The 26,977-nt window shown below is 67.4% G+C and carries 25 protein-coding genes; 4 read left to right on the top strand and 21 right to left on the bottom strand.

All coding sequences use genetic code 11. The features are described 5' to 3' along the window. Nucleotides 1-4: 4 nt before the first annotated feature. Genes J8I82_RS03675 through J8I82_RS03685 form a run of 3 tightly spaced genes read right to left on the bottom strand, consistent with a single transcriptional unit; the run spans nucleotide 5 to nucleotide 2,674 of the window. Nucleotides 5-964, bottom strand: coding sequence for an NAD(P)-dependent oxidoreductase (locus J8I82_RS03675; RefSeq protein ID WP_209754508.1), 960 nt, complete (start codon nucleotides 962-964; stop codon nucleotides 5-7). Next, nucleotides 961-1,644: an RraA family protein gene (locus J8I82_RS03680; protein ID WP_209754510.1), complete on the bottom strand. Its 684-nt coding sequence runs from the start codon at nucleotides 1,642-1,644 to the stop codon at nucleotides 961-963. Before J8I82_RS03680 ends, J8I82_RS03675 begins: the two co-directional genes overlap by 4 nt. 49 nt (nucleotides 1,645-1,693) lie before the next feature. Further along, a complete protein-coding gene (locus J8I82_RS03685) occupies nucleotides 1,694-2,674 on the bottom strand; it encodes a Bug family tripartite tricarboxylate transporter substrate binding protein (RefSeq protein WP_209754512.1) in 981 nt (326 codons plus the stop codon). A gap of 97 nt (nucleotides 2,675-2,771) precedes the next feature. On the opposite strand from J8I82_RS03685, the gene J8I82_RS03690 reads away from it, so the two are divergent. After that, nucleotides 2,772-3,542, top strand: a complete 771-nt coding sequence (locus J8I82_RS03690; RefSeq protein WP_209754514.1) for an IclR family transcriptional regulator — start codon at nucleotides 2,772-2,774, stop codon at nucleotides 3,540-3,542. Between the two features lie 26 nt (nucleotides 3,543-3,568). On the opposite strand, the gene J8I82_RS03695 is transcribed toward J8I82_RS03690, so the two are convergent. The 6 genes from J8I82_RS03695 to J8I82_RS03720 all read right to left on the bottom strand — a co-directional run bounded on the left by J8I82_RS03695 (nucleotide 3,569) and on the right by J8I82_RS03720 (nucleotide 11,073). Further along, a complete protein-coding gene (locus tag J8I82_RS03695; protein ID WP_209755001.1) occupies nucleotides 3,569-4,708 on the bottom strand; it encodes a porin in 1,140 nt (379 codons plus the stop codon). Nucleotides 4,709-4,752: 44 nt separating this feature from the next. Beyond that, complete coding sequence (gene yddG / locus J8I82_RS03700; RefSeq protein WP_284182899.1) at nucleotides 4,753-5,697, bottom strand: aromatic amino acid DMT transporter YddG; 945 nt, start codon at nucleotides 5,695-5,697, stop codon at nucleotides 4,753-4,755. A 169-nt stretch (nucleotides 5,698-5,866) separates the two neighbouring features. After that, on the bottom strand, nucleotides 5,867-7,375 hold the full coding sequence (locus tag J8I82_RS03705) for an aldehyde dehydrogenase (RefSeq protein WP_209754516.1): 1,509 nt from the start codon (nucleotides 7,373-7,375) through the stop codon (nucleotides 5,867-5,869). Further along, nucleotides 7,375-8,283 (bottom strand): dihydrodipicolinate synthase family protein, encoded by a 909-nt coding sequence (locus J8I82_RS03710; RefSeq protein WP_209754519.1) that lies wholly within the window; start codon nucleotides 8,281-8,283, stop codon nucleotides 7,375-7,377. Before J8I82_RS03710 ends, J8I82_RS03705 begins: the two co-directional genes overlap by 1 nt. A 45-nt stretch (nucleotides 8,284-8,328) precedes the next feature. Continuing rightward, nucleotides 8,329-9,657: an MFS transporter gene (locus J8I82_RS03715; RefSeq protein ID WP_209754521.1), complete on the bottom strand. Its 1,329-nt coding sequence runs from the start codon at nucleotides 9,655-9,657 to the stop codon at nucleotides 8,329-8,331. A 96-nt stretch (nucleotides 9,658-9,753) separates the two neighbouring features. Beyond that, complete coding sequence (locus J8I82_RS03720; protein ID WP_209754524.1) at nucleotides 9,754-11,073, bottom strand: NAD(P)/FAD-dependent oxidoreductase; 1,320 nt, start codon at nucleotides 11,071-11,073, stop codon at nucleotides 9,754-9,756. 274 nt (nucleotides 11,074-11,347) lie between these two features. Between J8I82_RS03720 and J8I82_RS03725 the strand changes: the two genes are divergently transcribed. Continuing rightward, the gene (locus J8I82_RS03725; protein WP_209754526.1) at nucleotides 11,348-12,079 is read left to right on the top strand and encodes a GntR family transcriptional regulator; all 732 of its coding nucleotides are present in this window, start codon (nucleotides 11,348-11,350) and stop codon (nucleotides 12,077-12,079) included. Between the two features lie 31 nt (nucleotides 12,080-12,110). Here the strand turns inward: J8I82_RS03725 and J8I82_RS03730 are convergent, their stop codons facing one another. Beyond that, the gene (locus tag J8I82_RS03730; protein WP_209754529.1) at nucleotides 12,111-12,251 is read right to left on the bottom strand and encodes a hypothetical protein; all 141 of its coding nucleotides are present in this window, start codon (nucleotides 12,249-12,251) and stop codon (nucleotides 12,111-12,113) included. Beyond that, nucleotides 12,248-13,534 (bottom strand): MFS transporter, encoded by a 1,287-nt coding sequence (locus tag J8I82_RS03735; RefSeq protein ID WP_209754531.1) that lies wholly within the window; start codon nucleotides 13,532-13,534, stop codon nucleotides 12,248-12,250. The genes J8I82_RS03730 and J8I82_RS03735 overlap by 4 nt, the downstream gene beginning before the upstream one ends. Before the next feature lie 196 nt (nucleotides 13,535-13,730). On the opposite strand from J8I82_RS03735, the gene J8I82_RS03740 reads away from it, so the two are divergent. Then, entirely contained in the window at nucleotides 13,731-14,672 is a 942-nt protein-coding gene (locus J8I82_RS03740; RefSeq protein ID WP_209754533.1) for a LysR substrate-binding domain-containing protein, read from the top strand. Here J8I82_RS03740 and J8I82_RS03745 read toward each other — a convergent pair. The 7 genes from J8I82_RS03745 to J8I82_RS03775 form a co-directional block, all read right to left on the bottom strand. Next, entirely contained in the window at nucleotides 14,641-14,946 is a 306-nt protein-coding gene (locus J8I82_RS03745) for a DUF2917 domain-containing protein (RefSeq protein WP_209754535.1), read from the bottom strand. The two genes, J8I82_RS03740 and J8I82_RS03745, sit on opposite strands and share 32 nt — an antisense overlap. A gap of 123 nt (nucleotides 14,947-15,069) precedes the next feature. Then, a complete protein-coding gene (locus J8I82_RS03750; protein ID WP_209755005.1) occupies nucleotides 15,070-16,104 on the bottom strand; it encodes a porin in 1,035 nt (344 codons plus the stop codon). 88 nt (nucleotides 16,105-16,192) lie between these two features. Beyond that, nucleotides 16,193-17,188: a Bug family tripartite tricarboxylate transporter substrate binding protein gene (locus J8I82_RS03755; RefSeq protein ID WP_209754537.1), complete on the bottom strand. Its 996-nt coding sequence runs from the start codon at nucleotides 17,186-17,188 to the stop codon at nucleotides 16,193-16,195. A gap of 103 nt (nucleotides 17,189-17,291) precedes the next feature. Beyond that, nucleotides 17,292-18,464: an acyl-CoA dehydrogenase family protein gene (locus tag J8I82_RS03760; protein ID WP_245179381.1), complete on the bottom strand. Its 1,173-nt coding sequence runs from the start codon at nucleotides 18,462-18,464 to the stop codon at nucleotides 17,292-17,294. 30 nt (nucleotides 18,465-18,494) lie between these two features. Continuing rightward, nucleotides 18,495-19,715 (bottom strand): acyl-CoA dehydrogenase family protein, encoded by a 1,221-nt coding sequence (locus J8I82_RS03765; RefSeq protein ID WP_209754539.1) that lies wholly within the window; start codon nucleotides 19,713-19,715, stop codon nucleotides 18,495-18,497. 13 nt (nucleotides 19,716-19,728) lie between these two features. Beyond that, nucleotides 19,729-20,406 (bottom strand): enoyl-CoA hydratase/isomerase family protein, encoded by a 678-nt coding sequence (locus J8I82_RS03770; RefSeq protein WP_209754542.1) that lies wholly within the window; start codon nucleotides 20,404-20,406, stop codon nucleotides 19,729-19,731. After that, nucleotides 20,403-21,620 carry a CaiB/BaiF CoA transferase family protein gene (locus J8I82_RS03775; RefSeq protein ID WP_209754544.1) on the bottom strand — a complete coding sequence of 406 codons (1,218 nt, stop codon included), beginning with the start codon at nucleotides 21,618-21,620 and terminating at the stop codon, nucleotides 20,403-20,405. The genes J8I82_RS03770 and J8I82_RS03775 overlap by 4 nt, the downstream gene beginning before the upstream one ends. A gap of 377 nt (nucleotides 21,621-21,997) precedes the next feature. On the opposite strand from J8I82_RS03775, the gene J8I82_RS03780 reads away from it, so the two are divergent. Continuing rightward, nucleotides 21,998-23,251, top strand: coding sequence for an alkyl sulfatase dimerization domain-containing protein (locus J8I82_RS03780; protein WP_209754546.1), 1,254 nt, complete (start codon nucleotides 21,998-22,000; stop codon nucleotides 23,249-23,251). Nucleotides 23,252-23,299: 48 nt separating this feature from the next. Here the strand turns inward: J8I82_RS03780 and J8I82_RS03785 are convergent, their stop codons facing one another. Genes J8I82_RS03785 through J8I82_RS03795 form a run of 3 tightly spaced genes read right to left on the bottom strand, consistent with a single transcriptional unit; the run spans nucleotide 23,300 to nucleotide 26,965 of the window. Further along, complete coding sequence (locus tag J8I82_RS03785) at nucleotides 23,300-24,301, bottom strand: tripartite tricarboxylate transporter substrate binding protein (protein ID WP_209755009.1); 1,002 nt, start codon at nucleotides 24,299-24,301, stop codon at nucleotides 23,300-23,302. Between the two features lie 2 nt (nucleotides 24,302-24,303). After that, nucleotides 24,304-25,641, bottom strand: coding sequence for a DUF1254 domain-containing protein (locus tag J8I82_RS03790; RefSeq protein WP_209754548.1), 1,338 nt, complete (start codon nucleotides 25,639-25,641; stop codon nucleotides 24,304-24,306). 13 nt (nucleotides 25,642-25,654) lie between these two features. Continuing rightward, nucleotides 25,655-26,965, bottom strand: a complete 1,311-nt coding sequence (locus J8I82_RS03795) for a DUF1254 domain-containing protein (RefSeq protein WP_209754550.1) — start codon at nucleotides 26,963-26,965, stop codon at nucleotides 25,655-25,657. Between the last annotated feature and the right edge of the window lie 12 nt (nucleotides 26,966-26,977).

Consider the following 26,977-nt stretch of genomic DNA (forward strand, 5'->3'; position numbering starts at 1 on the left):
AGGCTTAGTGCTGGGGCTGGTGCTGCGCAGGCGCCGGCTCGGCCACCTTGCGCAGCACCGCCAGGGTATTGTTCGCCGCGGCAACCCCCATATTGACGTAGGCCGCACTGGTCACGCCACCGATATGCGGGCTCAGCACGAAGCCTGGCTGCCCATGGAATATATGCGGCGCCTGCATCGGCTCGCGCGCAAAGCTGTCCAGGCCGGCCGCCGCCACGCGTCCGGACCTGACGGCTTCGAGCAGCGCAGCTTCGTCGATCAGCCCGCCTCGCGCGGTATTGATGAGGATCACGCCGCGCTTGCACTGCGCCAGCGTACTGGCATTGACCATTTCCTTGTTCTCGGCCGTCAACGGGCATTGCAGCGAGATGACATCGGAGTTCTCCCAGATCCTTTCCAGCGGGACAGCCTCGATATAGTCCGGCAGGTTCGTGGCAAATGGATCGAAGCCGATCACACGCATGCCGATGGCATCGCACATCCTGGCAAACCGTCGCCCAATCGCGCCCAGGCCAATGAGCCCGATGGTCAGGCCATTCAGTTCCAGGCTCTTGTGCGTGGCCTTGTCCCAGTGGCCGGCGTGCATGCGCGCATCCAGCTGCACCACCGCCTTGGCGCAGGCAAGCATCAGCGCCAGCGCATGCTCGGCAACGGCGGCCGCGTTGGCCCCGGCCGCGGCGGTCACCTTGATGCCGCGCGCCTCGGCAGCGGCCTTGTCGATGGTGTCGGTGCCGGTGCCATGTTTCGAAATCACCCGCAAGGCGGGGGCCGCGTCCATGACTTCGGCCGTCACGCTGCCGTAGCGGACAATAATGCCGACCGGGTTGTGCTTCGTTGCCAGGGCGACCAGATCGGCGGTCTGGGGCGTCTTGCCGGCAAAGACGACCTCGTAGTCGGCGAGCAGTGCGAGGGCTTGCGGCGCGAGGTCCGCACCCGTGACGATAATGACATCTCTACCGGTCACAGTGCTTCTCCCTGCTTCAGGACACCGGCCGTCACCAGCGATGCCAGCAGCCACGGCGCCGTGGTATTGCCCTCCTTGATCTGGGCGATACGCCTGGCTTCCGCCTCTTCCTTCTTTGCGGCGGCATCGAGCAGGGCCTCGATCTTCTCGCGCTCCACCACGACCAGGCCATCGGCATCGCCGCAGATATAGTCGCCCGGGTTCACCGTCACGCCGCCGACGGAAATCGGGTGTCCGATGCGGCCGCCGACTTCCTTGGTCGGGCCATTGGGGTTGGTGCCCACCGAGAAGACCGGGAACTGCATGTCGTCCAGTTCGAGGCTGTCCCGCACCGCGCCGTCGATGACAACACCGGCCAGGCCGCGCTGGCGGGCGGCATGCATCATGATGGTTCCCATCAGCGCCGAGGTCTGGTCGCCCTTGCCGTCCACGACCAGCACATCGCCGGGCTGCGCAAGCGCCAGCGCTGCATGGATCATCAGATTGTCGCCGGGACGCACTTCGACGGTGAATGCCGGGCCGGCGACTTTCATGGTCGGGCGCAGGGCTTTGATCCTGCCATGCAGGGCGCCGCGGCGTCCGCCGACATCGGACAGGATCGCGGGCTGAAACCTGGCGGCGCGCGCGACGATGTCAGCGGGCACGCGATCGAACGATTTGATGATGTTGGGCAAAGTCATGGAGAACTCCGGCAATATGAGAGAGATAGGTAATGGATACGGGCGTCGCTCAATCCAGCTTCGTGCCGGAGGCCTTGATGATCGTTGCCCAGCGTCCGATGTCCTGCTTGATCACCGCGGTGAATGCTTCGGGTGTGCCGCCAAGCACTGATGCCCCTTGTTCATTCAGCTTCCTGGCGAGCGCCGGGGACTGGAGCGCCTTGTTGAACTCGGCATTCAGGCGCACCACGATTTCCTTCGGTGTCGCGGCAGGCGCGACAAAGCCGAACCACGTCGCGGTCTCGAAGCCGGGATAGCCCGACTCCGCAACGGTCGGCACTTGCGGCAGGTCCGGCACGCGCTTCGACGACGTCACCGCGAGCGGCCGCAGCTTGTTGTTCTTGATATGCCCGAGCAGCGTCGGCACGGATGCCATGTACAGGTCGACCTGCCCGCCCATCAGGTCATTGACCGCCTGCGCGGCGCCCTTGTACGGCACATGGGTGAACTTCACTTTCGCGGTGCCTTGCAATTGCTCGCCGCCCAGGTGCGCAACCGTGCCGTTGCCCGGCGAGGCGAAATTCAGCGACCCGGGCTTTGCCCTGGCGGACTGGATCGCGTCCTTCATCGTCTTGTACGGCGAGTTGACGTGCGTCACCAGCACGAGCGGCGCGGAGGCGACCAGGCTGATCGGCGCAAGGTCCTTCAGCGGGTCATACGGCAGCCGTTCGTACAGCGAGGGATTGATGGCCAGGTTGCTGGTCTGCCCCAGCGCAATGGTGTAGCCATCGGCGGGCGCCTTCGCCGTGGCGTCCACGCCAAGGTTGCCCCCGGACCCCGGCTTGTTCTCCACGACAAAGACCCAGCCGGTCGACTTGGCAACGGTAGTGGTCACTTCCCGCGCGATGATGTCGGTGCCGCCACCGGCGGGAAACGGGACGATGACGCGGATGGGCTTGCCGGGATACTGCGGCGCGGCATGGGCGGCGGCGGATGCCAACAGGGTGATGCCTGCAAAGGCCAGGAGGCCGCGACGGGATATTGCCTTCATTGGTGTCTCCGAATCTGGTTTCGTTGTTGATTCGGATTGTGGTCGACCGTTTCACGGCATACAATGCCGTTTCATACCGTGCACCGCATTTCGTGCCATGAACCGAAAAAGTGATACATCTGTCGCTTTAACAGGCGATGAGGGGCCCAGCGCCGTGATCGCTGTGACGCGCGCGTTGCGCGTGCTGGAAGCCTTCGGGGTCAATGACCCGCAACTGTCGCTGGCCGAGCTGAGCCGGCGCACCGGCATCCACAAGACCACGGTGCTGCGGCTGGCCCGCACGCTCGCGGCGGACAATTACCTGGTGCAGAAGGAAGACGGCAGCTGGCGGCTCGGGCGCGCGGCGGGATGGCTGGGCGCGTGCTACCAGGCAACGTTCAATGTGCAGGAAGTGGTGGAGCCCGTGCTGCGGGAACTGACGATCAAGACCGGCGAAAGCGCTTCGTTCTACATCCGCGAGGGTCAGCAGCGCACCTGCCTGCTCCGTGTCGAAGGGCCGCAGGCCATCCGCCATCACGTCAGGATCGGCGCGGCGCTGCCGCTGGACAGCGGCTCGCCCGGCCGGGTCATATTGGCGTTCTCAGGCGAGCCGGGCGAACCTTACGAAATGATCCGGCGCCGCGGCTTCCACCTGTCGCTGGGCGAGCGCGAGGCCGAGGTCTCCAGCGTCTCCGCGCCGGTGTTCGGATTGCACTGGCGACTGCTGGGCTCGATGTGCATCTCGGGGCCAACTTCCCGGCTAGGCGAGGAGCGGTTGCTCGAGCTGGCGCAGACCGTGGTCGACGCCGCCAACAAGCTGTCATATGCGATGGCAGGCAGCCAGCGGCCTGCCATGCAGCTGGAAAAGCCGTCGACCTGGCACCCCTGACGCGCAGGACCCGACGGCTTGCCGACTCAGAAAAAGTGCCGGATCCCGGTGCGCAGCAACAGCTGGTTCCGGTTGGACGAGACATTGGCCGCGCCGGCGATATACGCGGTATCGAGGACGGTGCCGGTGGCATCGCCGCCAACGTGCTGGTACATCCCCTGCACATAGACATCGGTCCGCTTCGACAGCTGGTAATCCGCCATCATGCCGACCGAATGGTAGACGGGATGCTGCCTGCCGGATGTCCCACTGACGCTCGCGCGCGTATAGCTGTACATCACCCCCGCCCAATACGCGGTGCCAAACTGGTACTTGGCGTTGACCTCGACGTTCTGGAACCTGAGCGAAGACAGCGACCCCGCCGGCGGGACGATTGGCCCGACATAGCCGGAGCTTTGCGGATTTTCCACATCGGTATCGGAATACACGACTCCCAGCGCTGCCTTGCCGATGGAATAGGTTGCTCCGGCGCCAAAGATCCTCAGCCTGCTGCCCAGCAGGTTCTGGTCACCGCTGTTGTTGATCGCACCGTAGGACGTGGCCGACGGATTGTCGGCCCGGAGAAAAGCCGCGGACACGACCAGCCCGCCACTGGCGTATTGGCCGCCGACACTGTACTGGCGGTTGTTCGACCAGCTGGCGTCATCGCTGAAGCTGTACGTTGCGCCGAATTTCAGGCCGCCCAGCGTCGGACTGGTGTACTTGACGGTGTTATTGACGCGGAAGGTGTTGATCAGGTTGTCGTTGTCGTACGGGTGGGCAAACATGTAGCCGCCCCACGTGCCGCCCGCGGAATTCTGCGCCAGGAAATCGACCACGGAGTCATATTGCCGGCCCGCGGTGAGCGCGCCCACGCTCTCGCTGGAAAGACCCACGTATGCCTGGCGTCCGAACAGAAGACCGCCCTGGTACGCGCGGCCGCTATCCACGTCGAACCCGTTCTCAAGCTGGAACACGGCCTTGACGCCGCCGCCCAGCTCCTCCGTCCCCTTGAGTCCCCAGCGGCTGCCATGCGGAAATCCGCTTGCCATCTCCACCATGCTGTGACCGCCGACGTTGCTCGTATAGTTGAGGCCCTCGTCGAGCACCCCATACAAGGTCACCGAGCCCTGCGCGAATGCCGGTGCGGACAACGCACACAGCAAAGCGGACAACCGAATCTTCATCTTTGTCTCCGCGGACATGTTCTTGTCCTGTTTCTATATCGATTTCACTGCCCGGGGACGCGCTCAGGCACTGCGCCTGGTTCCGGCGCAGCCGGTGCTTTGGAACGTTGCCCGCGCATGGCGAGCCAACACAGGATCGAGCCGGCGCAGACCATCGATGCGCCCTTCCAGAAGGCGAGCGGCAGCGGCGTGCGCAACAGCATGGCCGCCAGCGCAGCGGAAAGCACCGGGATGAAATAGGAGGCGCCCGCAAGGATCGTGACGTTGCCGTGCAGGATGCCGACGTTCCAGGCCGCGTAGCCAAACCCCATCGCGCAAGCTGCCAGCGCCAGATACACCATGGCCTGGTAGCTGAACACCATCGTCCCGCCGTCGCCGGTGAAATACTTGATCCACAGGACCAGCGCCGTCAGCACGAAGAACAGCGTGATGCCATTCTTGCCGTTGGCGATCCGGCTGGTCACGGTGCAATAGGCGGCCCAGATCACGGCGCCCGCAAAGGCCAGCCCGTAGCTGAGCGGGTTGTCCTGGACATTTGCCGCCATGCCGGCGAAGTCCAGCCCCTGGTCGCCGCCGAGCACCCAGCAAATGCCAAGAATGGCAATCGAAAACCCGGGAACGATCAGCAGGTTCGATTTCTGGCCGTTGAACGCCATGGCGCACAAGATGGTAAAGCTCGGCCACAGGTAGTTGACCATGCCGACCTCGATGGCCTGCCTGCCGCTGTTGGCATAGCCGATCGACAGCGACAGGCACACTTCGTAGGAAACGAACAGGATGCTTCCCCAGATGAGATAGCGCCGGGGAAATTCACCTGGCCTGACGAAGCCAACGGTCAGCCAGAGCAGCACCGAGGCAACGGTATAGAGCATGGCCGCGCCGCCGGTTGCGCCAAGGCTTTCACTGACGCCACGAATCAGGCCGACGATCGCACTCCATAACAGGACCGCGATCAACCCGATGAGTGTTGCCTGACGCTGGCTGCGGATAACACCTGCTTGCATTGAACTGATGACTTTATGAAGGACGATGAAAGGACAAAATGCCGGAGCCGACTCCGGCGAGCCGCGCATGATACGTGTGTTGCGAGGCGTGCGGGCATCGCGTGCGCGCCATGCCCGCTCCCGACGGGGCTCGGGGCATGGCTCGCCAGATCACTTAGCTGTTGCCCGCCTGGTCCGGTACGTCGATCCAGATGGTCTTCTGCTCGGTGTACTGGTCGTGCGCCCAGATCGATTTATCGCGTCCGCCGAAGCCCGACTCCTTGTAGCCACCGAACGGCGTGGTGATGTCACCCTCGCCGAAGCAGTTCACCGTCACCACGCCGGCACGGATTTCCCGCGACAGCCGGATCGCATGGTTCAGGTGGCTCGTATAGACGGAGGCCGCGAGTCCGTAGACCGAGTCATTCGCCAGCGCGATGGCTTCGTCGACGGTGTTGAAAGTCGTGACCGAAAGGATGGGACCGAAGATCTCTTCCCTGAACAGCTTGCTGTCCTGGCCCACGCCGTCGACCACCGTCGGCTCGACGAAAATGCCGCCGTCCGTGCCGCCGCCAAAGGCCACGCGCAGTTTCTCGATGCCGGCCTGCTCGATGTACGAACTCACCTTGCCGAAATGAGCTTCGCTGACCAGCGCGCCAATCCGATGCTCCGGATCGAGAGGATTTCCCATCTTCCATTCGCGCATGTGGACACCGATGCGCGACAACAGCGCGTCCTTGATATCGGCATGGACGATCAGGCGCGACGAGGCCGAGCAGTTCTCGCCCATGTTCCAGAAGGCACCGTTGACCACGTGCTGCGCGACGACATCGAGGTTCTCGACGTCTTTCAGCACCACCGCGGGATTCTTGCCGCCGCACTCGAGCACGATGCGCTTCAGGTTCGAATCGGCCGCGTATCTGAGGAACAGCCGGCCGGTTGCCGTCGAACCGGTGAAGCTGACCATGGACACATCCATGTGCATCCCCAGCGGCTCGCCCACCTCCTTGCCGCCGCCCGGCAGCACATTGAACACGCCAGCGGGCACGCCGGCCTCATGCGCAAGCTCGGCCACGCGCAACGCCGTCAGCGTGGTTTCCTTGGCCGGCTTGACGATGATCGAGCAGCCCGCGGCCAGTGAAGGGCCGATCTTCCACGCCAGCATCAGCAACGGGAAGTTCCACGGCAGCACCAGGCCCACCACGCCGATCGGCTCGCGCACCACCAGCGACAATGCGCCCGCCCCGACTGGCGCCGTGCTGTCATAGATCTTGTCGATCAGCTCTGCGTGCCAGCGGATGGTATGGATGGTCTCGGGGATATCGGTGTTCTGGCATTCGCGGATCGGCTTGCCGCTGTCGAGGCTTTCCATGACGGCCAGCTCATGGGCGTTCTTTTCGAGCAGGTCGGCGAAACGCAGCAGGACTGCCTTGCGCTCGGCCGGGGAACGGCGGTGCCAGCGTCCGTCCTCGAATGCGGCTTTGGCTTTCGCCACCGCAATATCGACATCGCGCGCGTCGCAGGCGGCGATGCTGGCCAGCACTTCGCCGGTCGCGGGATTGGTGGACTGGAACGTTGCGCCCGACACCGAGGGCACACAGGCGCCGTCGATGAATGCCTGCGTCGGCAGTGCGATATCCCGGGCGATCGCTGCATATTCGGCAGCCGTCAGTAGCCGCGCCATCAGACCTTCCCCCCGACGACCGCGGCGACATCCTGCCTGAGCCTGGCGACAATCGCCTGCAATGCCTGTTGTTCCCCGTCGTCGAGCCCTTGCAGCGGCGCGCGGACACCACCCGGGCGCAGGCCGGCGAGCTGGCAGCCGAACTTGATCGACTGGACGAACTTCCCGCCTTCCAGGAAATCCATCAGCGGCAGCATCGCGGCCATGATGCGGCGGCCCTTGTCGAAATCCTTCTCGATGACGCACGCTTCATAGAGCGCAACATGCTCGCGCGGGATAAAGTTCGAGCCGGCGCAGACCCAGCTGCGCGCGCCCCAGGCAAAGAACTCCAGCGCCTGGTCGTCCCAGCCGCACGAAATGTCGATGTTCCTGAACTCCGTGGCCAGCATATGCAGCTGTGCCATCTGGCCCGAGCTTTCCTTGATGGCCACGAAATTGCCCGAAGCCGCCGTGACGGTGCGGAAGAACTCGCGCCCCATCGACACGCCCATCCGGCCGGGATAGTTGTAGAGCATGATGGGCAGGCCAGCGGCGCGGTCGATGGCAAGCGCGTGGGCGGCGTTTTCCTGCTCGGTCGGCAGCGCGTATGGCGGCGAGCCGACCAGGATGGCATCGGCGCGGATGGCCCTGGCCGCCTTCGCATACTCGACCGAATCTTCGGTGCGCACAGCACCGGTGCCGACCACCAGCGGCACGCGCGTGCCGATGACCTCCCTGGCCAGCACGGCAAGGTCGAGGCGTTCCTGCGCCGTATGCGCATAGTATTCGCCGGTCGAGCCCCCGATGATGATGCCGTGGACCCTGGCTTCGATCAGGGATTCGAGGACTTCCGCAAAGGCGGCGTTGTCGATCTTGCCTTCCGCCGTCAACGGCGTGATGGCAGGCGTATAGATGCCTTCGAATTTCATGGTTTCTCCGTGGAGTAAGGAAGGATGTTGGTGAGGCGGAGCGGCCTAGCGAGTCAGCGATGCCGCTTCCTGCAGGCTGAGCGAGCGCGTTTCCGGAGCCAGTGCCAGCGATACCAGCAAGCCGAGCAGCGTGACCGCGGCGGCGGCGAACATGGTGTTGCCGATGCCGATGCTCTGCAGCGAGACAGGCACCAGCCACGTGCCAATGGCTGCGCCGATGCGTGACAGCGAGGCGCCGAGGCCCACCGCGGCGGAGCGGATCTCGGTGGGGAACAGTTCATTCGGATAGACCAGCTGCAGCACCTGGGCGCCGCCGATAAACACCGCGTAGGCGCCGAAAAACGCAAGCACCAGCATCTCGGCGCCATTGGAGAACGCGCCCAATCCCAGCAGTGCAAGACCGGACCACAGGAAGCTATGGATCAGCATGCTGCGCCGGCCGATGACATTGATCAGCCGCGTGGCGATGAAGCAGCCCACCACGAACAGCAGCGTGATGGCCACCGAGCCATACAACGCCCACGCGCCTTTCAGGTTGAGTGCCTGCAATACCGTCGGCGCGAACGCATACACCGCAAAGACGGGAATGACCGAGCAGCTCCAGAACACCGACACGAACAGCATGCGCTTGCCGTAGCCCGAGTGCAGCAGGTTCAGGATCGATACCTTTTTCTCGGGCGGCTGTTCCGGCAGGTTCCGCAGCGAGAAGGACGGGCCATAGACCTTCCTGATGACGCGCTCGGCTTCTGCCGTGCGCCCCTTGCTCAGCAGCCAGCGCGGCGATTCAGGCGTGCCGATGCGCAACAGCACCAAAACCACGCCGATCGCCGCCGGGCTGGCCAGCACCAGGCGCCATGCATCGGGCCGCCCGCTATCCAGGATCGCGTTGCCGACGATATAGGCGAGCGCCGCACCGGCGAACCACAGGATGGTCAGCATCGCCAGCCGCGGGCCGCGGTACTTCTTCGGCAAGAACTCCACCAGCAGGGATCCTGCGACCGGATATTCAAAGCCGACACCCACGCCGATCAGGAAGCGGAAGAAAAACAGCGCCACGCCCGAATCGGCCCAGAACTGCGCCACCGAGCACAGCACGAAGATCGTCGGCCCGAAGAAATACAGCTTCTGGCGGCCCAGGTGCCCGGTCAGCAGGCCGCCAAGAAAGCCGCCGCAAAAGATGCCGAGCAAGGCGGAGGCCGCCACCATGCCTTGCCAGAAGCCGTCCAGCTCGAGCGCGGACGACAGCTGCACCATTGCCACGCCGATGATGCTCAGGACGTAGCCGTCCAGCACCCAGCCGCCGCCGGAGCGGACGCAGAGCAACTGGTGGAACCCATTCAACGGCACGTCTTCGATCGATACATTGTTTGCCACGCCTTGTCTCCTGCAATGCCCAGGCCGCCCCGATGGAATGCGGAACCTGAGTCTTTTTGATGAAACCGAAGGGTCCGGGGACCCATGGATGAACGATCAGATCTCCCTGCCCGCGCGGCGCTGCCCCAGCCACAGGTTGGCATTCACGCCCAGCGACAGGAACGGCTCGGGCGGATTCCGGTTCGGCCCCGGCGATGACAGCAGGAAGTCGATCAGGTCATTGCGCTCGCCCGCCAGGTAATCCGCCAGCAACGTCCCGGTGACGGTGCCGCGCGTCACCCCCAGGCCATTGCAGCAAAGCGCGCCGTAGACATTGGGAGCGAGCTGGCCGAAATGGCCCATGTGGTTGCGCGAGAGCGCCAGCGAGCCGCCCCACGTGTATTCGAATTCGACGCCGGGCAGCATCGGGAACCGGCGCTCGAAGGACTCCCGGTGAGTCCTGACAAAGCGGTCCAGGTATTTCTGCTGGCTCCGTCCGTCGCGATTGAAGCTGAAGCTGTTCCTGACCAGGATGCGGTTGTCGTGGGTGCGGCGCAGCGTCGTGCCGAACGGGTCCGCGGGGATCAGGCCCCAGAACGGCTTGCCGCCGAGGCGCGCCTGCTCGGCCGGTGTCAGCGGCCGGGTCAGGCTTGCATAGGTGAAGATCGGCAGCATGGTCCCTTGCAGGAAGCCGAAGCGCATGCCGAAGGCGTTGTTGGTCAGGATCAGCTGGTCCGCGACGATGCGGCCGTGCCGGTGCGAGAGCACGATCTTTTCGCCGTACTCCACGTCGGTGATGGCCGTGTGCTCGTAGAGCTCCACGTTTGCGGGAAGGCTGCTGGCCAGGCCCTTCACCAGCGCCGCCGGCTGGATCAGCGCGGTGCCGGGTGTGAACAGCGCCTTGCGGTAGTAGGACGTGCCGATGTGATCGGGCAAGGCCTCGCCTTCGATCATCTCGTACGGCTGGCCAAGCTTGTCCAGGCCGCGGCGATAGGCGTCGAGTACGGCGACGCCGCGATCTTCGATCGCTGCCTGGTATTTGCCGGAGGCCCGGAACTGGCAATCGATCTGGTGTGCCTCCACCAGCGACTTGAGGATCTGTTGCCCGGTCAGGTTCAGTTTCAGGCTGGTCTTCGCCGTTTCAATCTCGCCGATGTAGTCCTCCGCCCCGATGTCATGGGGCAGGTCGATCGCAAAGCCAGCATTTCGCCCGGAAGCGCCCAATCCCACCTCCTGGGCCTCCACCAGCACCACCCTGTCGCCCGGAAAGTTGAGCGCCAGTTGCCGGGCCGCGGCGAGGCCGGTGAATCCTGCACCGATCACCACCCAGCGCGCCCTGGTCTCTCCCGAATGCGATGGCTTCGGCTTGCGCGGCTGGCTCAGGTGAAACCAGCCGCAAGTCGAATCGTCGGCGGGAATAGAAGTTACTTTGGTCATCTCGAAAACTCGCTGTCGCCCTTGTCTCCACCGCTCGCGCTCCGGCGCCGGAGCGCGTGTCGCAATCGTCGTGGTCATCGCGTGCGTTTGTCTACAAATTGTAGACATAGAATATTCATACGCTAGACATGCCGCCATCAGGGTAAACACGGCAGCGAAATGACGACTGATACGCCTTATAACGCACCTTTTTCTCCGGCAATCCGGCTGGCGGCACCGCGCGCCCGGCCGCCTGCTATAAAATGTCTACGATTGATAGACAAAGGCGATGAAGATGGCGAAGACAAAGGCAGCCGCGGAGAACGAGTCCCTGCAGGCCGATCCCTCCGTTGACCGGAAGGCGCTGCTGAACGAAGCCCTGCGCAGGCGAATCGTCAGCATGGAGATGGCGCCGGGCGCCGTGGTGGACGAACTGGCGCTAAGCGAGGAGTTCGGCTTGTCCCGACCGCCAGTCCGTGAACTGATGCGGCAGATGGCGGCCGAGGGATATATCGAGCTGGAGGCCAACCGGGCGGCGCGCGTGTCGTCGATGAACCATCAGTCGCTGCGGAATTTCTTCCAGGCCGCGCCGCTGATCTATATCGCGACCACGCAGCTGGCCGCGACAAATGCAACGCGTGCCGAGATCGATGAACTGAAGCAGATCCAGCTGCGGTTCCGCGAGGCCATCGAAAAGAACGATGTCGAGAATCGCGTGCTGTACAACGACCAGTTCCATCTGCAGATTGGCAGGATGGCGCACAACCCATACCTGATGCCCAGCCTGCGCCGGATCCTGATCGACCATGCCCGGCTCGGCAAGATCTTCTACCGGCATCCGACCACGCACGACATGGAGGCGGATCTCGGCAAGGCGGCCGGCCAGCACGAGCAGATCATCGAAGCCATCGAGCGTCACGATGCGCAGGCCGCCGGAGATATCGTGCGCGCGCACATGGAGCTGTCGCGGCGCCGGATCACGGAGTACGTCGCGCCTGTCGGCGTCGAGGTGCCGCTCACGTACTGATGCCAGCCTGGCCGCACCGCATGGCAGCGGGCTACCGGCACAGTGCCATCAGCTGCACCCACGCCAGCGCAAAAGCCGGATCGAGCCACGCTGCCAGTGCCGCCGCGCACACGGCTGCGAGGCCGAGCGCCGACAGCCATGCACCGAGTGCCGCTCCGCAGCGCGGCTTCATGTCCGTGCCGGCGCGAGGCCGGTCCTGACGATCTGCCGGTCGTCGATCGGCCAGTGCAGCGCCGCGGCCACCACGCCCAGCACCATGGCGCCGAACCAGACCGGATCGTACGAGCGCGTCAGCTCGAACACCAGTCCACCCAGCCATACGCCGAAGAACGATCCCAGCTGGTGGCCGAAGAACACGAAGCCGAACAGCGTGGCGAGATAGCGCACCCCGAACACCTGCGCCAGGATCCCGTTGGTCAGCGGCACGGTGCCGAGCCACAGGAAACCCATCGCCGCGCAGAACAGGTACAAGGCGGGCGTGCTCGGCGGCAGCAGCAGGAACAGCGCCATCGCCGACGTGCGTGCCAGGTAGATGCCGGCAAGCAGGTATTTCTTGCTGTGGCGCCCGCCCAGCAGTCCGAACACATAGATGCCGGCCACATTGGCAAGCGCGATGATGGCCAGCGCGGCCATGCCGTCGGCCGGACGCATGCCGCGATCGAGCAGGTAGGCGGGCAAGTGGCTGGCGATGAAGGCCAGCTGGAAGCCGCAAGCCAGGAAGCCAAGGTTCAGCAGCCAGAAGCCGGGATGGCTGAGGGCCTCGCGTACCGCGGCCAGCAGCGGCAGCTCGCCGGCCGGCTTGACTTCGCCACTGCGTGCCGACGCGACGACGGCGGAGCGATCCTGGAAAGGCAGCGCCATCGGCAGCGCCACGGCCAGCGCAATGGCGAGGATCAGCAGCGTGGCCGCCCATCCCGATCCGGCCAGCAGCCCCTGCGTAGCGGGCACCAGCGCGAACTGCGCGATGCCGCCGACAGCACCCGCCAGGCCCAGCACGCGGCTGCGCTGCGGGTCGGCGGTCATCCGGCTCAGCGCGCCGTACACCACGCCGAAGGTCGTGCCGGACAACGCAATGCCGATGCACACGCCTGCCGACCAGAAAAAGGCCGGCGACGTGTCCGCCTGCGTCATCCCGTACAGCCCGGCGGCATAGAGCACCAGTCCGCCGGCCATCACCTTCCATGAGCCGTACCGGTCGGCCAGCATGCCGGTAAATGGCTGCACCAGTCCCCAGGTCAGGTTCTGCACCGCCATCGCAAAGCCGTAGGTCTCGCGGGTCCAGCCGCGCTCGCCGATAATGGGCAGCAGGAACAGGCCCTGCACGTGGCGCACGCCCAGCGCCAACCCCATCAGCAATCCTCCGGCCAGCACGAGCGCCCATGCCGTTCGCCACCACGGTGTGGCGGCTTGCGGCGAAGCGACTGCGGCGGAAGCGTTCGGCAGTGGTGTGGTCATGACGGGCCCCTTTTTCGGACGATGGGACGATGGCGCCAGGCGGCGCGGGATGGCTCTATTGCAGCTTCCCCGGCGCCCTGCCTCAAGCGATCATTCTGTCGTTTTGCCATGCGCACCACGCATGGCAGAGGCGTCGCGGATCGTGCTGTAATGGGGTTTCGCGCGTCTTGATGCCGTGTTTGCCTGGAGGCCCCGCATGTCTGTCCCGCTCGTCCGACTGTTCCCGCTCGACCTGCTCAAGGGCTTCGTCGCCGTCGGCCGGCGCATGAGCATCACCCAGGCCGCGGACGACCTGTGCCTGACGCAGTCGGCGGTCAGCCGGCAGATCCACGCGCTGGAAGAGCAGCTGAAGGTGCCGCTGTTCGTGCGCAAGCATCGCGGCGTCGCCTTCACCGCCGAGGGCGAACGGTTGTTCCGCAGCGCCGACAGCGCGCTGCAGCAGCTGCAGGACGTGGTGGCCGAGGTACGCCGCATCGAGGGCCAGCGGCCGGTCACGGTCACCGCCAGCATCGGCGTGACGGGCTTGTGGCTGCTGCCTCGGCTGGGCAGCCTGCAGAAGACGCATCCGCACCTGGACGTACGCCTGTCAGCCAGCAACCGCATCAGCGACCTGCGTGCCGAGGGCATCGACCTCGCCGTGCGCTATTGCCGCGACGCCGCGGCGCCGCCCGGTGCCATACGCCTGTTCGGCGAGCACATCGCCCCGGTGGCCCATCCCTCGCTGCTGCGCGAGATTACCGAAACCGGCGGGCACGACGAGCCGCTGCTGAACCTGCCGCTTCTGGAATTCGACGATCCCCGCACCTGGCTGCAGTGGCGCAGCTGGCTGGAGCCAGGCGGCTACCACCAGGCGAGCCAGCGCGGCATGCTGCGCTTCAACCAATACGACCAGGTCATCCATGCCGCGCTGGCGGGCCAGGGCATCGCACTCGGGCGGCTGGAACTGGTGCGGCCGCTGATCGATGGCGGCCAGCTCGTGATCGTGCCGACGGCGCTGCAGGCGCCGCCCAGCCCGAACGCCTACTGGCTGATCCATGCCTCGGACCAGCCGCGCGAGGATGTCAGGCGCGTGGCCGAATGGATCTGCCAGGAAGTCGCGCACACTGTCACGACGCCCACGCGCGCCACAGCCACCTGAAGCGCCTGACCCACGACGATCCCGCGCTGCCGGAGCGTGACGGCGCTTCGACCCGGCACAACGCGGGGCCGGTGCCATGCAGCGCGGCGACAAACACATCGGCGTCGCGATGCAGCCGGTAGCGTTCGCCGGGCGCAAGCATGACGTCAGGCGACGGCCTGTCCCCGTCTTCGAAAGTCAGCCACAGGCTGCCGCCGCAGCAGACCAGCTCTGCGCCGGCAGGCAGCTGCAGGCGCCGGCATTCCGCTTCGATGGAAAGAGTGCATGAGGACATGGAAGGCTCCGGTTGGCCTTTCCATTGTGTGAACCGGCGAGGTGGCCTGCCATGAGCATTGCGTCGGCATGGCATGCCTGGCCGGCATGCCGCGCATGCCGCCCCGCCCCGGCTCCCCGGCCCTCAAAACCGATGCCGCAAGCCCACGCTCACCGACCTGGCATCGTCGCCGCTGCCCGGATCGATCGCGATGCTGTTGATGCTGGCGCTGCCGCCCGCACTGTTATGCACCCACACCGCCCGCATGTACGCCGTGGTGCGCTTGCTCAGGTCATGATCCCAGCCGATGGTCATGGCCAGCGGCCGTTCCCCGCCGCCCAGGATCTGCCGCTTGATTGCCGCGGCCTTGAAGACGTCGCGCGGCGTCACCGTCCAGCTGAAGGTCACGCCATAGTGGCGCGCCGACCGCGTTTCGGGACGGTTGCTGCTAGCCATGCTGAACAGCAAACCGACTTCCACCGGCTTGAACCGGTAAGAACCGCCGACAAAGTGGTTCGACGTCAGCGTCGGCTCGACCGGCACGTTGGCGCCGGTGTACATGCCCTGGTAGGTGTAGAACGCGTAGACGTTGCCGGCTTCGTAGGTCGCGTTCATGCCGAAGTTCAGCCCCGAGCGCGGCGAGCCCGCCACCTCGCCCGGCGCCACCGCCGCGCCGAAGGCGAAGCCGCCCCAGTTGGGCGAGAAGTACTGCACGGCGTTGTCGAAGCGCGCGCCATAGGCGACATGCCCGGTGCCCTGCGATGCCGTGGCGCTGAGCAGGTTGAACGGCGACACCGCACCGTTGAGCAGGAACGGGTCGAGCCGCAGCAGCGCATAGAACGATGGCGTGTACTGGCGGCCGAGGCGGAATTCGCCCCACCCTTCGGACAAGCCCATGTACGCCTGCCGCCCGAACAGGCGGTTGTTGCCGAAGAACTCGGTGCCGTTGTCGATATTGAAGCCTGACTCGACCAAAAAGCTGGCCTTGAGGCCGCCGCCCAGGTCTTCGATGCCGCGGATGCCCCAGCGCGATGCCGCCTGCTGGCCTTCCCGCATCCGCACCACGCTGTCGGATCCCCGCGCGTATTCGATCGAGGCATCGACCACGCCGTACAGCTGCATTGTCCCCGCGACCGTGTTGCCGCCGTAGAGCGCTGCCCCGGCCAATCCCATCGCCATCCACTGTCTCGCCTTCACGCTGCCTGTCTCCCGTCCTCGTTGTTGTCTTCGTGTGTTGCGCTTGCTGCTCGTTGCCTTCATTCCGCCTTCATTCCGCCTTCAGTCCCGCCACCTTCACCACGTCGCCCCATGCCGCAAGGTCGGCGCTGACGAGCTTCGCCAGTTCGGCCGCGCTGGTCGGCGTGGCGGGCTTCAGGTTCATCGCGGTGAAGCGTTGGCGGTCTTCAGGCGATTGCAGGATGCGGTTCACCTCCGCGTTGAGCCGCGCGACGATCGGCGCGGGCAAGCCCCTGGGCCCGAACAGCGCGACCCAGCTGGCTTGCTGGAACGGCACGCCCTGCTCGGTCATGGTCGGCACGTCGGGCGTGGGCAGCAGCCGCTCCGGGCCCGACACGGCAATGCCGCGAATGCGGCTGGATTTAAGGTGCGGGATGGACGAGACGGAATCGGTGATGCCGATGGTCACGTGGCCGGCGGCCAGGTCGTTGCTGCACTGGGTCGCGGTCTTGTAGGGGATATGGCGCAGGTGGATGCCGGTCTTCGCCTTCAGGTACTCCATCGCCAGGTGGCCGCCAGAGCCCACGCCCCACGAGCAGTACGCCAGCTCGCTCTTGCTGGCCCTCACATAGGCCAGCAGTTCCTGCAGGTTGCGCACGGGCACGCGGGCGCTGACGGCGAGCAGGTTGCCGCCCGGCGCGCTGGGGCGCGCGATCGGCGTGAAATCCCTTACCGGGTCATAGGGCAGCGACGGCGTGGTCCACGGGTTCACCGTCAGCGTGGCGGAATAGGTGAACAGCAGCGTGTATCCGTCCGGGGCGGCGCGGGCCACGGTCTCGCTGGCGATGATGCCGTTGGCGCCGGGGCGGTTGTCGACCACGACCGGCTGCTTCAGCGCCGTGGTCAGGCGCTCGGCGACCAGCCGTGCGGTCTGGTCGGTCACGGTGCCGGCGCCCGACGGCAGCACCATGCGGATCGGCCGGTTGGGGTAGGCGGCCTCGGCGTGCGCGCCGGGGGCGGCCGCCAGGGCCAGCGCCGCAATGAGGGCAGAGCCGGCCCGGCGCGCGCCGGTGGGATGGTTCAACATGCTGCTGTCTCCGTGCGGCGCATTGGCCGCGCTGTGCCGGTGCGTTGCCGGCTTTCTTGTGAACGGGCGCTCGCCGGCGCCCGGGGTAAAGTCGGATGGCGCCTCAGGCTGCGTGTGCCTGCGCCGCCTGATCAGACTCCGCAAGCCGTTCGTAATGCCAGTCTGCATCGCCGAACAGATTTGCCAGCGCGGCCAGCCGCTTGTAGCAGTGGCCGATCTCCATCTCGTCTGTCATGCCCACCGCGCCGTGCAGCTGCACCACGTCCTCGCCAAGCGCCCGCCCCGCCACCGACACGAAAGCCTTGGCGAGCGAGACCGCGCGCCGGCGCGCGGGCACATCGCCGTGCAGGGCCGCAGCGGCGGCCTCGGTGATGGCGCGCGCCTGTCCGACGCTGACATACAGGTCCACCAGCCGATGGCGGATCACCTGGTTGGCGGAAAGCGGGCGGCCGAACTGCTCGCGCGTCGTCACATAGTCGCGCGTCAGTTCGAAGGCACGGTCCATGGTCCCGACCGCTTCGGCGCAGGCCATCGTAGTGGCATGGTCGATGGCCGCTTCGACCAGCGGCCAGGCGCCATCCACCACGCCGATGCGGGCACTGTCCGGCACGCTGACGCGGCGCAGCGTCACGTTCGCGGTCTGGCGGCCGTCGTAGGTCGGCAGCGATTCGATGTGAATGCCGCGCGTTGCGGCCGGCACGGCGAACAGCGTCAGGCCGTCGCAATCGCGGCGCGCGCCGCTGGTGCGGGCCAGCACCAGCAGCACGTCGGCGTTGCCGCCGGCGAGGACCAGTGTCTTGCGGCCATCCAGCGTCCAACGGACAGTGGCATCGTCGTGCTGCCGCGCGGTGGTGGCAATGTCGAAGGCGTCATGGCGCCCCTGCGGCTCCCACGCGGCCATTGCCAGCAGCGTGCGTCCTTCCACCATCGCCATCGCAGTGGCCACATGCGCCGGATCGCCGCACGCGGCCAACAGCGGCGCGCACAGCGCGGCATTGGCCAGCCACGGTTCGGCCGGCTGCGCGCGGCCCAGCTCCTCGGCCAGCAAGGCCTGGTCGCTGGCATCGCCGAGGCCGCCGCACGCTTGCGGCAGGCCCAGCGCCAGCCAGCCGAACTCCGCAAAAGCCTGCCAGTGCCTGCGCGAGAAGCCGCCCGGCTCGGCCAGCGCCGCGCCACGCTGCGCGAAGCCGTAGTCGCGTTCGACATAGCGCCGCACGCTGTCCTGCAGCATGCGGCAATCGTCCTGATCGTCGTGACCGTCGTGAAGGTCGCTCATGGATTGGTTCCTGTTGCAGCGGTGCGGGGACTAGAGTTGCACCTGCCTGGCCAGCAGCTCGTGCTGGATCTCGCTGGAGCCGCCGGCAATGGTGTAGCCGCGGGTGACGAAGCGCCGGGCCGAAGCCGCTGCCGCGTAGGCGGATTGCCCCGGCTGCGGCGCCGCCGGCTCGAAATGCGCGGCGCGGTCGTAGGCCAGCGTTTGCGGGCCGAGTGCATCGACGGCCAGGTTCTCGATGTCCTGGATCAGCCGGCTGCCCAGCAGCTTGAGCATGCCGGTCTCCGGGCCCAGCCGTTCGCCGGCGCGCGCCCGCTTTCGAAACCGCAGCACGGTTGCGGCCAGCGCTTCAAGACGCACGTCCAGTTCGCGATACCGGCGCGCAAACCACGGCCGCTGCAGCAGCGGCTGCCCGCGCTCTTCCAGTTCGGCGGCGATGGCGCGTACCTTGGCCAGCCGGCGCCGGTTCTCGGCCACGCGAGCCAGATTCAGGCGTTCGTGCTCCAGCAGCGACTTGGCGATGGCCCATCCGGCGTTCTCGTCGCCGACGCGGTTGTTCACGGGCACCTCGACGTCATCGAAGAACACCTGGTTGAACAGGTGCCAGCCGTGGATGCCCACCAGCGGCCGCACGCTGATGCCGGGGCTGCGCATGTCGACCAGCAGGAAGCTGATGCCCTGCTGCGCGCGCGCCCCGCTGTCGGTACGCACCAGACAGAAGATCCAGTCGGCATACTGCGCGTATGACGTCCAGATCTTGCTGCCGTTGACCACGTAGACCTCGGTGCCGTCGGGACGGGTCTTGCGCACCGCGCGGGTCTTCAGCGAGGCCAGGTCGGAGCCGGCGTTGGGCTCGGAATAGCCTTGGCACCACCAGTGCTCCAGATTGAGGATGCGCGGCAGGAAGTACTGTTGCTGCGCGGGCGTGCCATAGCGGATCAGGATCGGCCCGATCATCTCGATCGAGATGCCGCCGGTCTCCGGCGCGTGGGCCAGCACCAGTTCCTCCTGGAACGCGGCGCGGCGCCCGGCGCTCCAGCCCTGGCCCTGCCATTCGCGCGGCCAGTGCGGCGCGAGCCAGCCGCGTTCGGCCAGCCGGCGCTGCCAGTCGATCATCTCGTCCTTGTTGACTTCCAGGCCAAGGCGCACCTTCTCGCGCACGCCATGCGGCAGCGCCTGTGCGACGAACGCGCGCACTTCGCTGCGGAAGTCCTGCAGCGACGCCTCGCTGTCAGGGGTAACGGATACGGTCATGCGGGGCCTCGCTTCAGTGATGGATATGGCGGCGGGCGCTGGCGGCGCGCATGCCGCCCTTGATCGCGGCGACGCCGTCGGCAGGGAAGCCGGCGATGGTCGCGGCCAGCTCGCGCGCGCGGTCCAGCACCTGGGCGTCGTCGGTGACTTCGGTGGCAATGCCCAGCCGCAACAGATCGGCGGCCGGCACCCGGTCGCCCAGCAGGCACAACCGCGCCGCCACCGCTTCGGAATGCCGCAGCGCGAGCCACGCCGCGTTGCGCGGTGCGGCCATGCCGAGGCGGATTTCGCCGATCTGCAGGAAGGCGCCGGCGCCGCAGACCATGAGGTCGCCGGCCAGCGCCAGCGCCGCGCCGCCGTTGACCGCATGGCGCTCCAGCGCGACGATCCAGGCCTTGCGGCTTTGCAACAGCGACTCGTGTACCCCTTCCCAAATCCGCGCAAACGCGGCCATGCCACCGGGCTCTGTCTGCACGGCCTGCAGGTCCAGGCCCGAACAGAAGGCGCCATCGGCGCCGCGCAGCAGCACGGCGCGCGTTTCGGCATCGGCGTTGATGGTGTCGACGGCATCGGCCAGCGCGCGGGCCAGCGCAGCGTCGATGGCGTTGCGGCGCGCCGGGCGGTTCAGCACGATCTCGGCCCAGCCGGCATGGCGCACCAGCAGCACCGGCGACGTGGTCGTTGCGCTCATGCCGCCTCCTGTTGTTCGCATCCGATCGCACCGGCGCGGACCAAATCCTTGATCTGCGCGGCGCCGTAGCCGAGTTCGGCCAGCACCTCGGCAGTGTGTTGGCCGAGCCGTGGCACGACGGCTATGTCGTCGGCCTTCATGCTTGCCAGCGTGAACGGCAGTCCGGGAAGTTCCAACTGGCCGCCCTCGCCGTCGCCGACCGCGCGCAGGATGCCGCTGGCGCGCACGTCGTCGCTGGCGCCGACCTGGCGGTAGTCGCGCACCACGCCGACGACGACGTGATGGCGCTCCAGCAACGCTCGCGCGGCATCGCCGCTGAGGTGGCGCAGCGCCTCGCGCAGGATGGCCAGCAACGCGGGGCGGTTCTGCACGCGCAGCGCATTGCTGGCGAAGCGCGGGTCTTGCGCCAGCGCGGGCTGGCCGATGGCCTGGCACAGGCGGCCGAAGTGCTCGTCGAGGTATGCCGACAGCACCACGTGCCCGTCCGCCACCGCGATCACGTCGGCCGCGGGCGCGGCCTTGGGCTGGCTGTTGCCGCTGCGCACCGGCAGCGCGCCGGAACACTGGTACTCGGCCCACAGCTGCGCCTGCAGCTGGATGCCGACCTGCAGCAGCGAGGTCTCGACGGTCTCTCCCATGCCGGTGCGCAAGCGGCGGAACAGCGCAGCGAGGATGGCGTTGCCAGCGGCCAGCGCGGTGGCCGCGTCGATCAGCGCGAAGCCGGCCCTCAGCGGTTGCCCGCCGGCCTCGCCGGTGACGGACATCATGCCGCTTTCGGCCTGCGCGGCGATGTCCAGCCCGGGGCGCGAGCGCGACGGGCCGCGCGTACCGAAGCCGCTGATCGCGGCATAGACCAGTTCCGGTTTCGCTGCGCGCAGCGTGCCGGCGTCGAGGCCCAGCGCTTCCATCACTCCGTGGCGGGTGTTATGCAGCACCACATCGCTGGACAGTGCCAGCCGGCGCGCCGCCTCCACGCCAGCGCTGCTGCGCAGGTCCAGCGCGATACCGCGCTTGCCGCGGTTGTACGCCAGGAACATCGGGCTCTGCGGGCTGGTGCCGTCGAAGCGCCGCGCGCTGTCGCCGCGCAGCGCTTCCACCTTGACCACGTCGGCGCCCAGGTCGGCCAGCATCATGGCCGCGCCTGGCGCCGCGATGAACTGCCCGAACTCCGCTACCCGAATGCCTGCCAGGGGCAGGTCTTGCCGGCTTGCCATGCTCCACTCCCGTTCCGTTGATGCGAAGACATCATGTGGCAGCCGCGCCTTTTGCGGCAGATGCCAGGATCGCGGGGGCGTAAACCCACGGTTAGCACCGCGGGCAATTCCGGGCTTCGCTGCCGCCTTAGCGCACCAGGCGACAACCGGGAACTGCCGCGCAACGCCGACTGCTAACCACCGGTTCACACCGCACCAGCGCGGCCGGCTTCCGCACCGCGCCGGCGCTGGCGCGACGGGCGATGCGCGTCGGCTTGCGGGGAGTTTCCCCAATCCCCATGTGCCATCCGCTTGCGCGACATTGCCGTTCAGCGCAAGCCGCATGCATCCGGCCGATGGCGGCAGCCGCATCCATTCTTTTGCTCAGGGAGTCACGCATGCAGGATTTCGAGGACAGGCCCGTCGCGCTGGTCACCGGCGCCGGGATCGAACCGGTCGACGACGGCGTCTGGCTGTTGCACGGACAGGGACAGAGCTTCGTCGCCGACGTTGGCGGCGGACTGCTGGTGGTCGACAGCGGCCCGGGCGGCCGCGTCACGGCAGGCATGATCGAGGCGCTGCGCACGCAGACCGGCCTGCCGGTGCTGGCACTGTGCTACAGCCACGGCCATATGGGCTACAACGCCGGCGTGCGGCAATGGCTTGACCATGCCGCCGCGCGCGGCGAGCCGGCGCCGCGCGTGCTGGCCCATGTCAACGTGCTGGCGCGCCAGGCGCGCTATCGCGAGACCGCGCGCATGCAGGAACGGATGGCCGAGATCCAGTTCCGCCGCCCGGCCGGCGCGCTGGCGGGCAAGCTCGGCCACACCGCGCCGACCGAGACCTTCGCGGATGGCCTGACGCTGGGCCACGGCGAGCGCCGCGCCGAGCTGCTGTGGGCGCCCTCGGAAACCGACGATGCGATCGCGGTCTGGCTGCCGGGGCGGCGCGTGCTGTACGGCGGACCGGCCGTGATCGACTCCATTCCCAATGTCGGCACGCCCTTCCGCACGCTGCGCGATACCGTGCGCTGGGCCGAGACGCTGGAGCGCATGGCCGCGCTGCAGCCGCGTATCGTGGTGCGGGAGTTCGGCCCCATGCTGCATGGCGAAGCGGAATGCGAACGCGTGCTGGGCCAGACCGCGCGCGCGCTGCGCTGGCTGCGCGCCGAGGTAGTGCGGCTGATGAACGCCGGCTGCAACGAGCGCCAGATGCTGGCCGCGCTGAAGCCGCCAGCGGAGCTGTTCGAGCAGCCGTGGATGCGGCCGACATACGGCGATCCAAGCTATATCGCGCGCGACATCTACCGCTCGGAAAACGGCTGGTGGGACCGCAACGCGACCACGCTGCACCCAGCCGCGCCGCAGGATGCCGCCGCAGAAATCGCCGCGGCAGTGGCCGACCACGGCGCGCTGATCCGCCATGCGCAAGCGCTGGCCGAACGCGGCGAAACGCAGCTCGCGCTGCATGTGATCGACGTGCTCGCGCTGGCCCCGTGCGATGCGCCCGCGCTGGCCGAGGCGCGCCGGCTCAAGGCCGCGTGGCTGCGCCAGCGCGCCGGACAGGTCAGGAGCTATGTGTCGCGCAGCCTGTATGGCGCCGCCGCCGACATGCTGGAACACGGCGCGAACGACACCTTCGGCATCCACTGAATGCCTGCCCGCACGCCACATGCACGCCTGCATGCGGCGTGCATGCCGCTACTCCAGCACCACGCCGCTGGCCTTGATCACCGCCGACCACTTGCGCACTTCCGCATCGATGAACCGCGCAAAGCCGGCACTGTCGCCCGGCTCGGGCTGCAATCCCAGCCCCGCCAGCTTGCTGCGCACGTCCGCGCCGGACAGCACCGCGCTGGCATCATGGTTGAGCTGGCGCACGATCGCCGCGGGCGTGCCTGCCGGCGCCATCAGGCCGAACCAGCCATAGCCGGTCACGCCGGGATAGCCCTGCTCGACGAAGGTCGGCGCATCGGGATAGACCGGCGTGCGCTGCTCGGACGCTACCGCCAGCACGCGCAACTGCCCTGCCTTGATGAACGGCAGCGCCGTCGTGATAGCGGTGAGCGTGGCATCGACGCGGCCGGCCAGCAGCTCGGTATAGGCCGTGGCGTCGCCACGGTAGTGCACGTTCAGCACCTTGAACTTCGCCTGCGCGCCGAACAGTTCCGCGGTCAGGTGCGGCCCGGACCCGGCACCGGGCGAGGCGAAGGTGACGCCGTCCGCCTTGGCCCGCGCCAGCTTCACGAAATCCGCCACCGAACGCGCCGGCGAATCCGCCTTGACGATCAGGAACACCGGCCCGAGCACGCGCGGCCCCACCGCGACGAAGTCCTTGTGGATGTCGTATTGCTGCGGCAGGCCGGCCGCCGTATTGATGGCAAACGGCGCGGCCGCCCACAGCAGCGTGTAGCCATCGGGAGCGGCGCGGGCCAGCGTTTCGTTGGCGACCCGGGTGCCAGCGCCCGGCTTGTTCTCGACCACGAACTGCTGGCCATACTTGCGGCTCAGCGCTTCGGCCAGCAGCCGCGCAGAGGTGTCGTTGGACCCGCCGGGACCATACGGGGAGAGCAGGCGCACCGTGCGCGCCGGATACGCCTGCGCCAGTGCAGCCAGCGGCGCCAGCGCGGGCGCCGCGCCCAGCAGCGCCACGTCGCGCATGCGTGCCAGCAGGGCCCTGCGCGATATCTTGTCAGCAGTCATCGTCATGCCTCCATGGCCTGGATGCCCGGATACGGGAAGGTCTTGCCAAGGTGCGCCTCGCCCGGCACGTAGAGCCGCAGCGCCACGTAGAAGGGGCCTGCCGGCGCCGGCAGCCAGTTGCCGTGGCGCGCCGCGTCGCGCGGCGCTGCAGCACCCAGGTGCAGGCGCAGGCTGCCGTCCGGCTCGTAGCGCAGGCTCGGCGAGCGGTCGCCCAGCGAATAGCGGCCGATCGGGTTCTCCACCAGCATGCAGTCGCCCTTGTCATACATGGTCAGCGACCAGAACGCCCCCACCTGCGGCAGCCTTCCGGCGGGGAACACCAGCTCGTGCGGCTCGTTGCCGTCAAGCGGGCGTCCGTGCGCGTCGCAGTCGGCGATGATGTACATGGCCTCTTCCATGCCGAGCGCGCCGATGTAGTTGCGCGCCACCTGCGCGCGCTCGGCATAGCGCGTGCCGAATGACGCGCCGATCTCGACCGGCAAGCTCCAGCCGCCACCCAGTGCGGAAGGCATCGGCCGGGCCAGTTCGGCCAGCACCTGCTCCATGGCAGCGCCCAGCAGCGCCACCTGCGTTTCCTCCAGCGGCACGCCCTCGCACGCGGCACCGAGGCCGAGCACGGCGAAGGCCTGCACGGTCGCCGCCTCGTCCGCGGGCGGCGGGTTCTCGCGCAGCGCGCGGTTCACCACTTCGGCGTAGCGCCGCACCTGCTGCGCCGACGCGCCGAGGTGTTCGTTGGGCTGCATGCCGACGTCGCAGGCGCGCACCGGGTCGCCGCCGTCCGGCAGCGTCAGCCGGAAGCGGTCCTGCAGCGCATGCACCGCGGGCAGGTCGTCGGGCCCGTCCACCAGCAGCCGGCCCAGCAGCCACACCGCATCGGTCGGACAGGCGATGGCGGTGGCGCCAGCCGGCGCTTGGCCCTGCCAGCCGGGACCGTGCAGCAGGAAGCGCCCGGCCTGCGTGCCGGTGGTGCGGCTGCCGATGTAGGCAAACGGGTTGGTATAGAAATCGAGCAGCCCGAGCACGTAGTAGCGGCCGGCGCTGTCCGGCACCTCCAGCAACAGCGGCCCCTGTGACAAATCCAGCCAGGCATTGGTGTACAGCGTGTCGTTGTTGGGCGTGACCACCTGCCGGTGCTGCGGGCCCAGCAGCTGGCGCGTGTGGAAGAACTGGTTGACCCAGCGCAGCGTGCCGTCGGGGCGCGCATCGGCAAAGGCGCCTTCGCGGCGGCGGCGCGGGCAGGTGGCGGCGCGCATGCGCGCCATTTCATAGAGCGGCAGCGTGTACAGCACGGCCTCGCGGGCCAGCGCGGGGGTGCGGGAATCAGCGGTGGATGGCGTCATGGAATTTCGCTCCTCAGGCAACCCGGCGCACCGGCGGAATGCGGTACTCGCCCGCGATAAAGGCCGGCGCGGGATGGTACAGGCGCAGGATCAGGTAAAACGGGCCCGCGGGTGCCGGCAGCCAGTTGTCGGCCTGTTCGGGCCGCCGGTGCGAGATCGGGATGACCAGGCTGCCATCGGGCTCCATGCGCAGGCCCGGCGTGCGGTCTCCCACCGCGTAGCGGCCGATCTCATTGGCGCTGAAGAAGCGGTCCTCGCCGTACAGCGAGACCGACCAGAACGCCTGCGCCGGCGGCAGCATGCCGGGCGGGAAGCGCAGTTCGTACGCCCGTGCCCCATGCAGCGGCTCGCTGTCGGCATCGAAATCGGCCATCGCGTAGATGGCTTCGTCGGCGCGCAGCGCGCCGAGGCCCTTCATCGCGGTGCAGGCGCGCTGCAGCCAGTCGTCGCCATAGACCCCGAGCTTCAGGCTGTAGCCCCAGCTCTTGCGGCCCTGGCTGCGCGTATGCGCCTCGATCAGCTGCATGGCCTGGCGATATGCGTTCTCCAGGCCGGCGCGGACTTCCGCGCGCAATGCCGTGACATCGATCTCGCCCTCCAGTTTCAGGCCGGCCTTGCGCAGCAGTGTGAACGCGCCCAGCTCGCGTTCGGCGGGCGGGTACTCGCGCAGCGCGTTGAACAGGTTCTGGAAGAAGTCGAGCGCGTCGTTGCCGGACTCGCACCAGTCGCGCACGCAGTGCGGCACGGTCTTGCCCGGTGCGTCGAGCGCAAAGCCGCTTTCGAATGCATGGGCCGCGGCCAGGTCGTCGGGCCCCTCCACCAGCACGCGGCCCAGCAGCCAGACCAGCGAGGTGGGGCACGCCACCACATGCCCGCCTTCGGCATGCTGGCCCGGGCCGACCAGCGTCACCATGCCGCCTTCTGCCGGCACGTTGCGCGGGCCCAGGTTCTCGAAGTTGTTGGTGAAAGCATCCAGCAGCTCCACCACGTAGTAGCGGCCGCGTTGCGGCAGCGGCGGCACACGCAGCGTGACCGGCCCGTCGGCCAGGTTGGCCCAGCCGCAGAAGTACAGCAGGTCGTTGGCGGGCGTAACGACGTCGCGGTCTTCATGCGTCCACTGGCGCTCGCTCGCCGACAGCGTATTGACCGGCGCGCGGCCATAGCCAGTGGCCTCGCTGACCGCGGTCTGCACCTTGCAGGTACGAATCGTTTCGACCAGCGGATAGCCGTAGATCGCCAGCGGGATGGCGGCGGCGGCGACCAGCGCTTCCTGGCCGGAACTGTAGACAGGTGCGGAGAAAAGCTGTGGCGCGGGATGGTTCATGCAGGGACTCCG

The organism is Cupriavidus consociatus (genome assembly GCF_017814975.1).
In the GTDB taxonomy this organism is placed as follows: Bacteria; Pseudomonadota; Gammaproteobacteria; order Burkholderiales; family Burkholderiaceae; genus Cupriavidus; species Cupriavidus consociatus.

What these genes read in the sequence shown, in the direction of transcription:
- J8I82_RS03690 (WP_209754514.1), top strand. Translation starts at nt 2,772, where the DNA reads ATGAACCGAAAAAGTGATACATCTGTCGCTTTAACAGGCGATGAGGGG.
- J8I82_RS03795 (WP_209754550.1), bottom strand. Translation starts at nt 26,965, where the DNA reads ATGAACCATCCCGCGCCACAGCTTTTCTCCGCACCTGTCTACAGTTCC.
- J8I82_RS03730 (WP_209754529.1), bottom strand. Translation starts at nt 12,251, where the DNA reads ATGAAGCCGCGCTGCGGAGCGGCACTCGGTGCATGGCTGTCGGCGCTC.
- J8I82_RS03790 (WP_209754548.1), bottom strand. Translation starts at nt 25,641, where the DNA reads ATGACGCCATCCACCGCTGATTCCCGCACCCCCGCGCTGGCCCGCGAG.
- J8I82_RS03755 (WP_209754537.1), bottom strand. Translation starts at nt 17,188, where the DNA reads ATGTTGAACCATCCCACCGGCGCGCGCCGGGCCGGCTCTGCCCTCATT.
- J8I82_RS03680 (WP_209754510.1), bottom strand. Translation starts at nt 1,644, where the DNA reads ATGACTTTGCCCAACATCATCAAATCGTTCGATCGCGTGCCCGCTGAC.
- J8I82_RS03725 (WP_209754526.1), top strand. Translation starts at nt 11,348, where the DNA reads ATGGCGAAGACAAAGGCAGCCGCGGAGAACGAGTCCCTGCAGGCCGAT.
- J8I82_RS03720 (WP_209754524.1), bottom strand. Translation starts at nt 11,073, where the DNA reads ATGACCAAAGTAACTTCTATTCCCGCCGACGATTCGACTTGCGGCTGG.
- J8I82_RS03695 (WP_209755001.1), bottom strand. Translation starts at nt 4,708, where the DNA reads ATGAAGATTCGGTTGTCCGCTTTGCTGTGTGCGTTGTCCGCACCGGCA.
- J8I82_RS03740 (WP_209754533.1), top strand. Translation starts at nt 13,731, where the DNA reads ATGTCTGTCCCGCTCGTCCGACTGTTCCCGCTCGACCTGCTCAAGGGC.
- J8I82_RS03705 (WP_209754516.1), bottom strand. Translation starts at nt 7,375, where the DNA reads ATGGCGCGGCTACTGACGGCTGCCGAATATGCAGCGATCGCCCGGGAT.
- J8I82_RS03685 (WP_209754512.1), bottom strand. Translation starts at nt 2,674, where the DNA reads ATGAAGGCAATATCCCGTCGCGGCCTCCTGGCCTTTGCAGGCATCACC.
- J8I82_RS03775 (WP_209754544.1), bottom strand. Translation starts at nt 21,620, where the DNA reads ATGGCAAGCCGGCAAGACCTGCCCCTGGCAGGCATTCGGGTAGCGGAG.
- J8I82_RS03750 (WP_209755005.1), bottom strand. Translation starts at nt 16,104, where the DNA reads ATGGCGATGGGATTGGCCGGGGCAGCGCTCTACGGCGGCAACACGGTC.
- J8I82_RS03735 (WP_209754531.1), bottom strand. Translation starts at nt 13,534, where the DNA reads ATGACCACACCACTGCCGAACGCTTCCGCCGCAGTCGCTTCGCCGCAA.
- J8I82_RS03745 (WP_209754535.1), bottom strand. Translation starts at nt 14,946, where the DNA reads ATGTCCTCATGCACTCTTTCCATCGAAGCGGAATGCCGGCGCCTGCAG.
- J8I82_RS03780 (WP_209754546.1), top strand. Translation starts at nt 21,998, where the DNA reads ATGCAGGATTTCGAGGACAGGCCCGTCGCGCTGGTCACCGGCGCCGGG.
- J8I82_RS03760 (WP_245179381.1), bottom strand. Translation starts at nt 18,464, where the DNA reads ATGAGCGACCTTCACGACGGTCACGACGATCAGGACGATTGCCGCATG.
- J8I82_RS03710 (WP_209754519.1), bottom strand. Translation starts at nt 8,283, where the DNA reads ATGAAATTCGAAGGCATCTATACGCCTGCCATCACGCCGTTGACGGCG.
- J8I82_RS03765 (WP_209754539.1), bottom strand. Translation starts at nt 19,715, where the DNA reads ATGACCGTATCCGTTACCCCTGACAGCGAGGCGTCGCTGCAGGACTTC.
- J8I82_RS03770 (WP_209754542.1), bottom strand. Translation starts at nt 20,406, where the DNA reads ATGAGCGCAACGACCACGTCGCCGGTGCTGCTGGTGCGCCATGCCGGC.
- J8I82_RS03785 (WP_209755009.1), bottom strand. Translation starts at nt 24,301, where the DNA reads ATGACTGCTGACAAGATATCGCGCAGGGCCCTGCTGGCACGCATGCGC.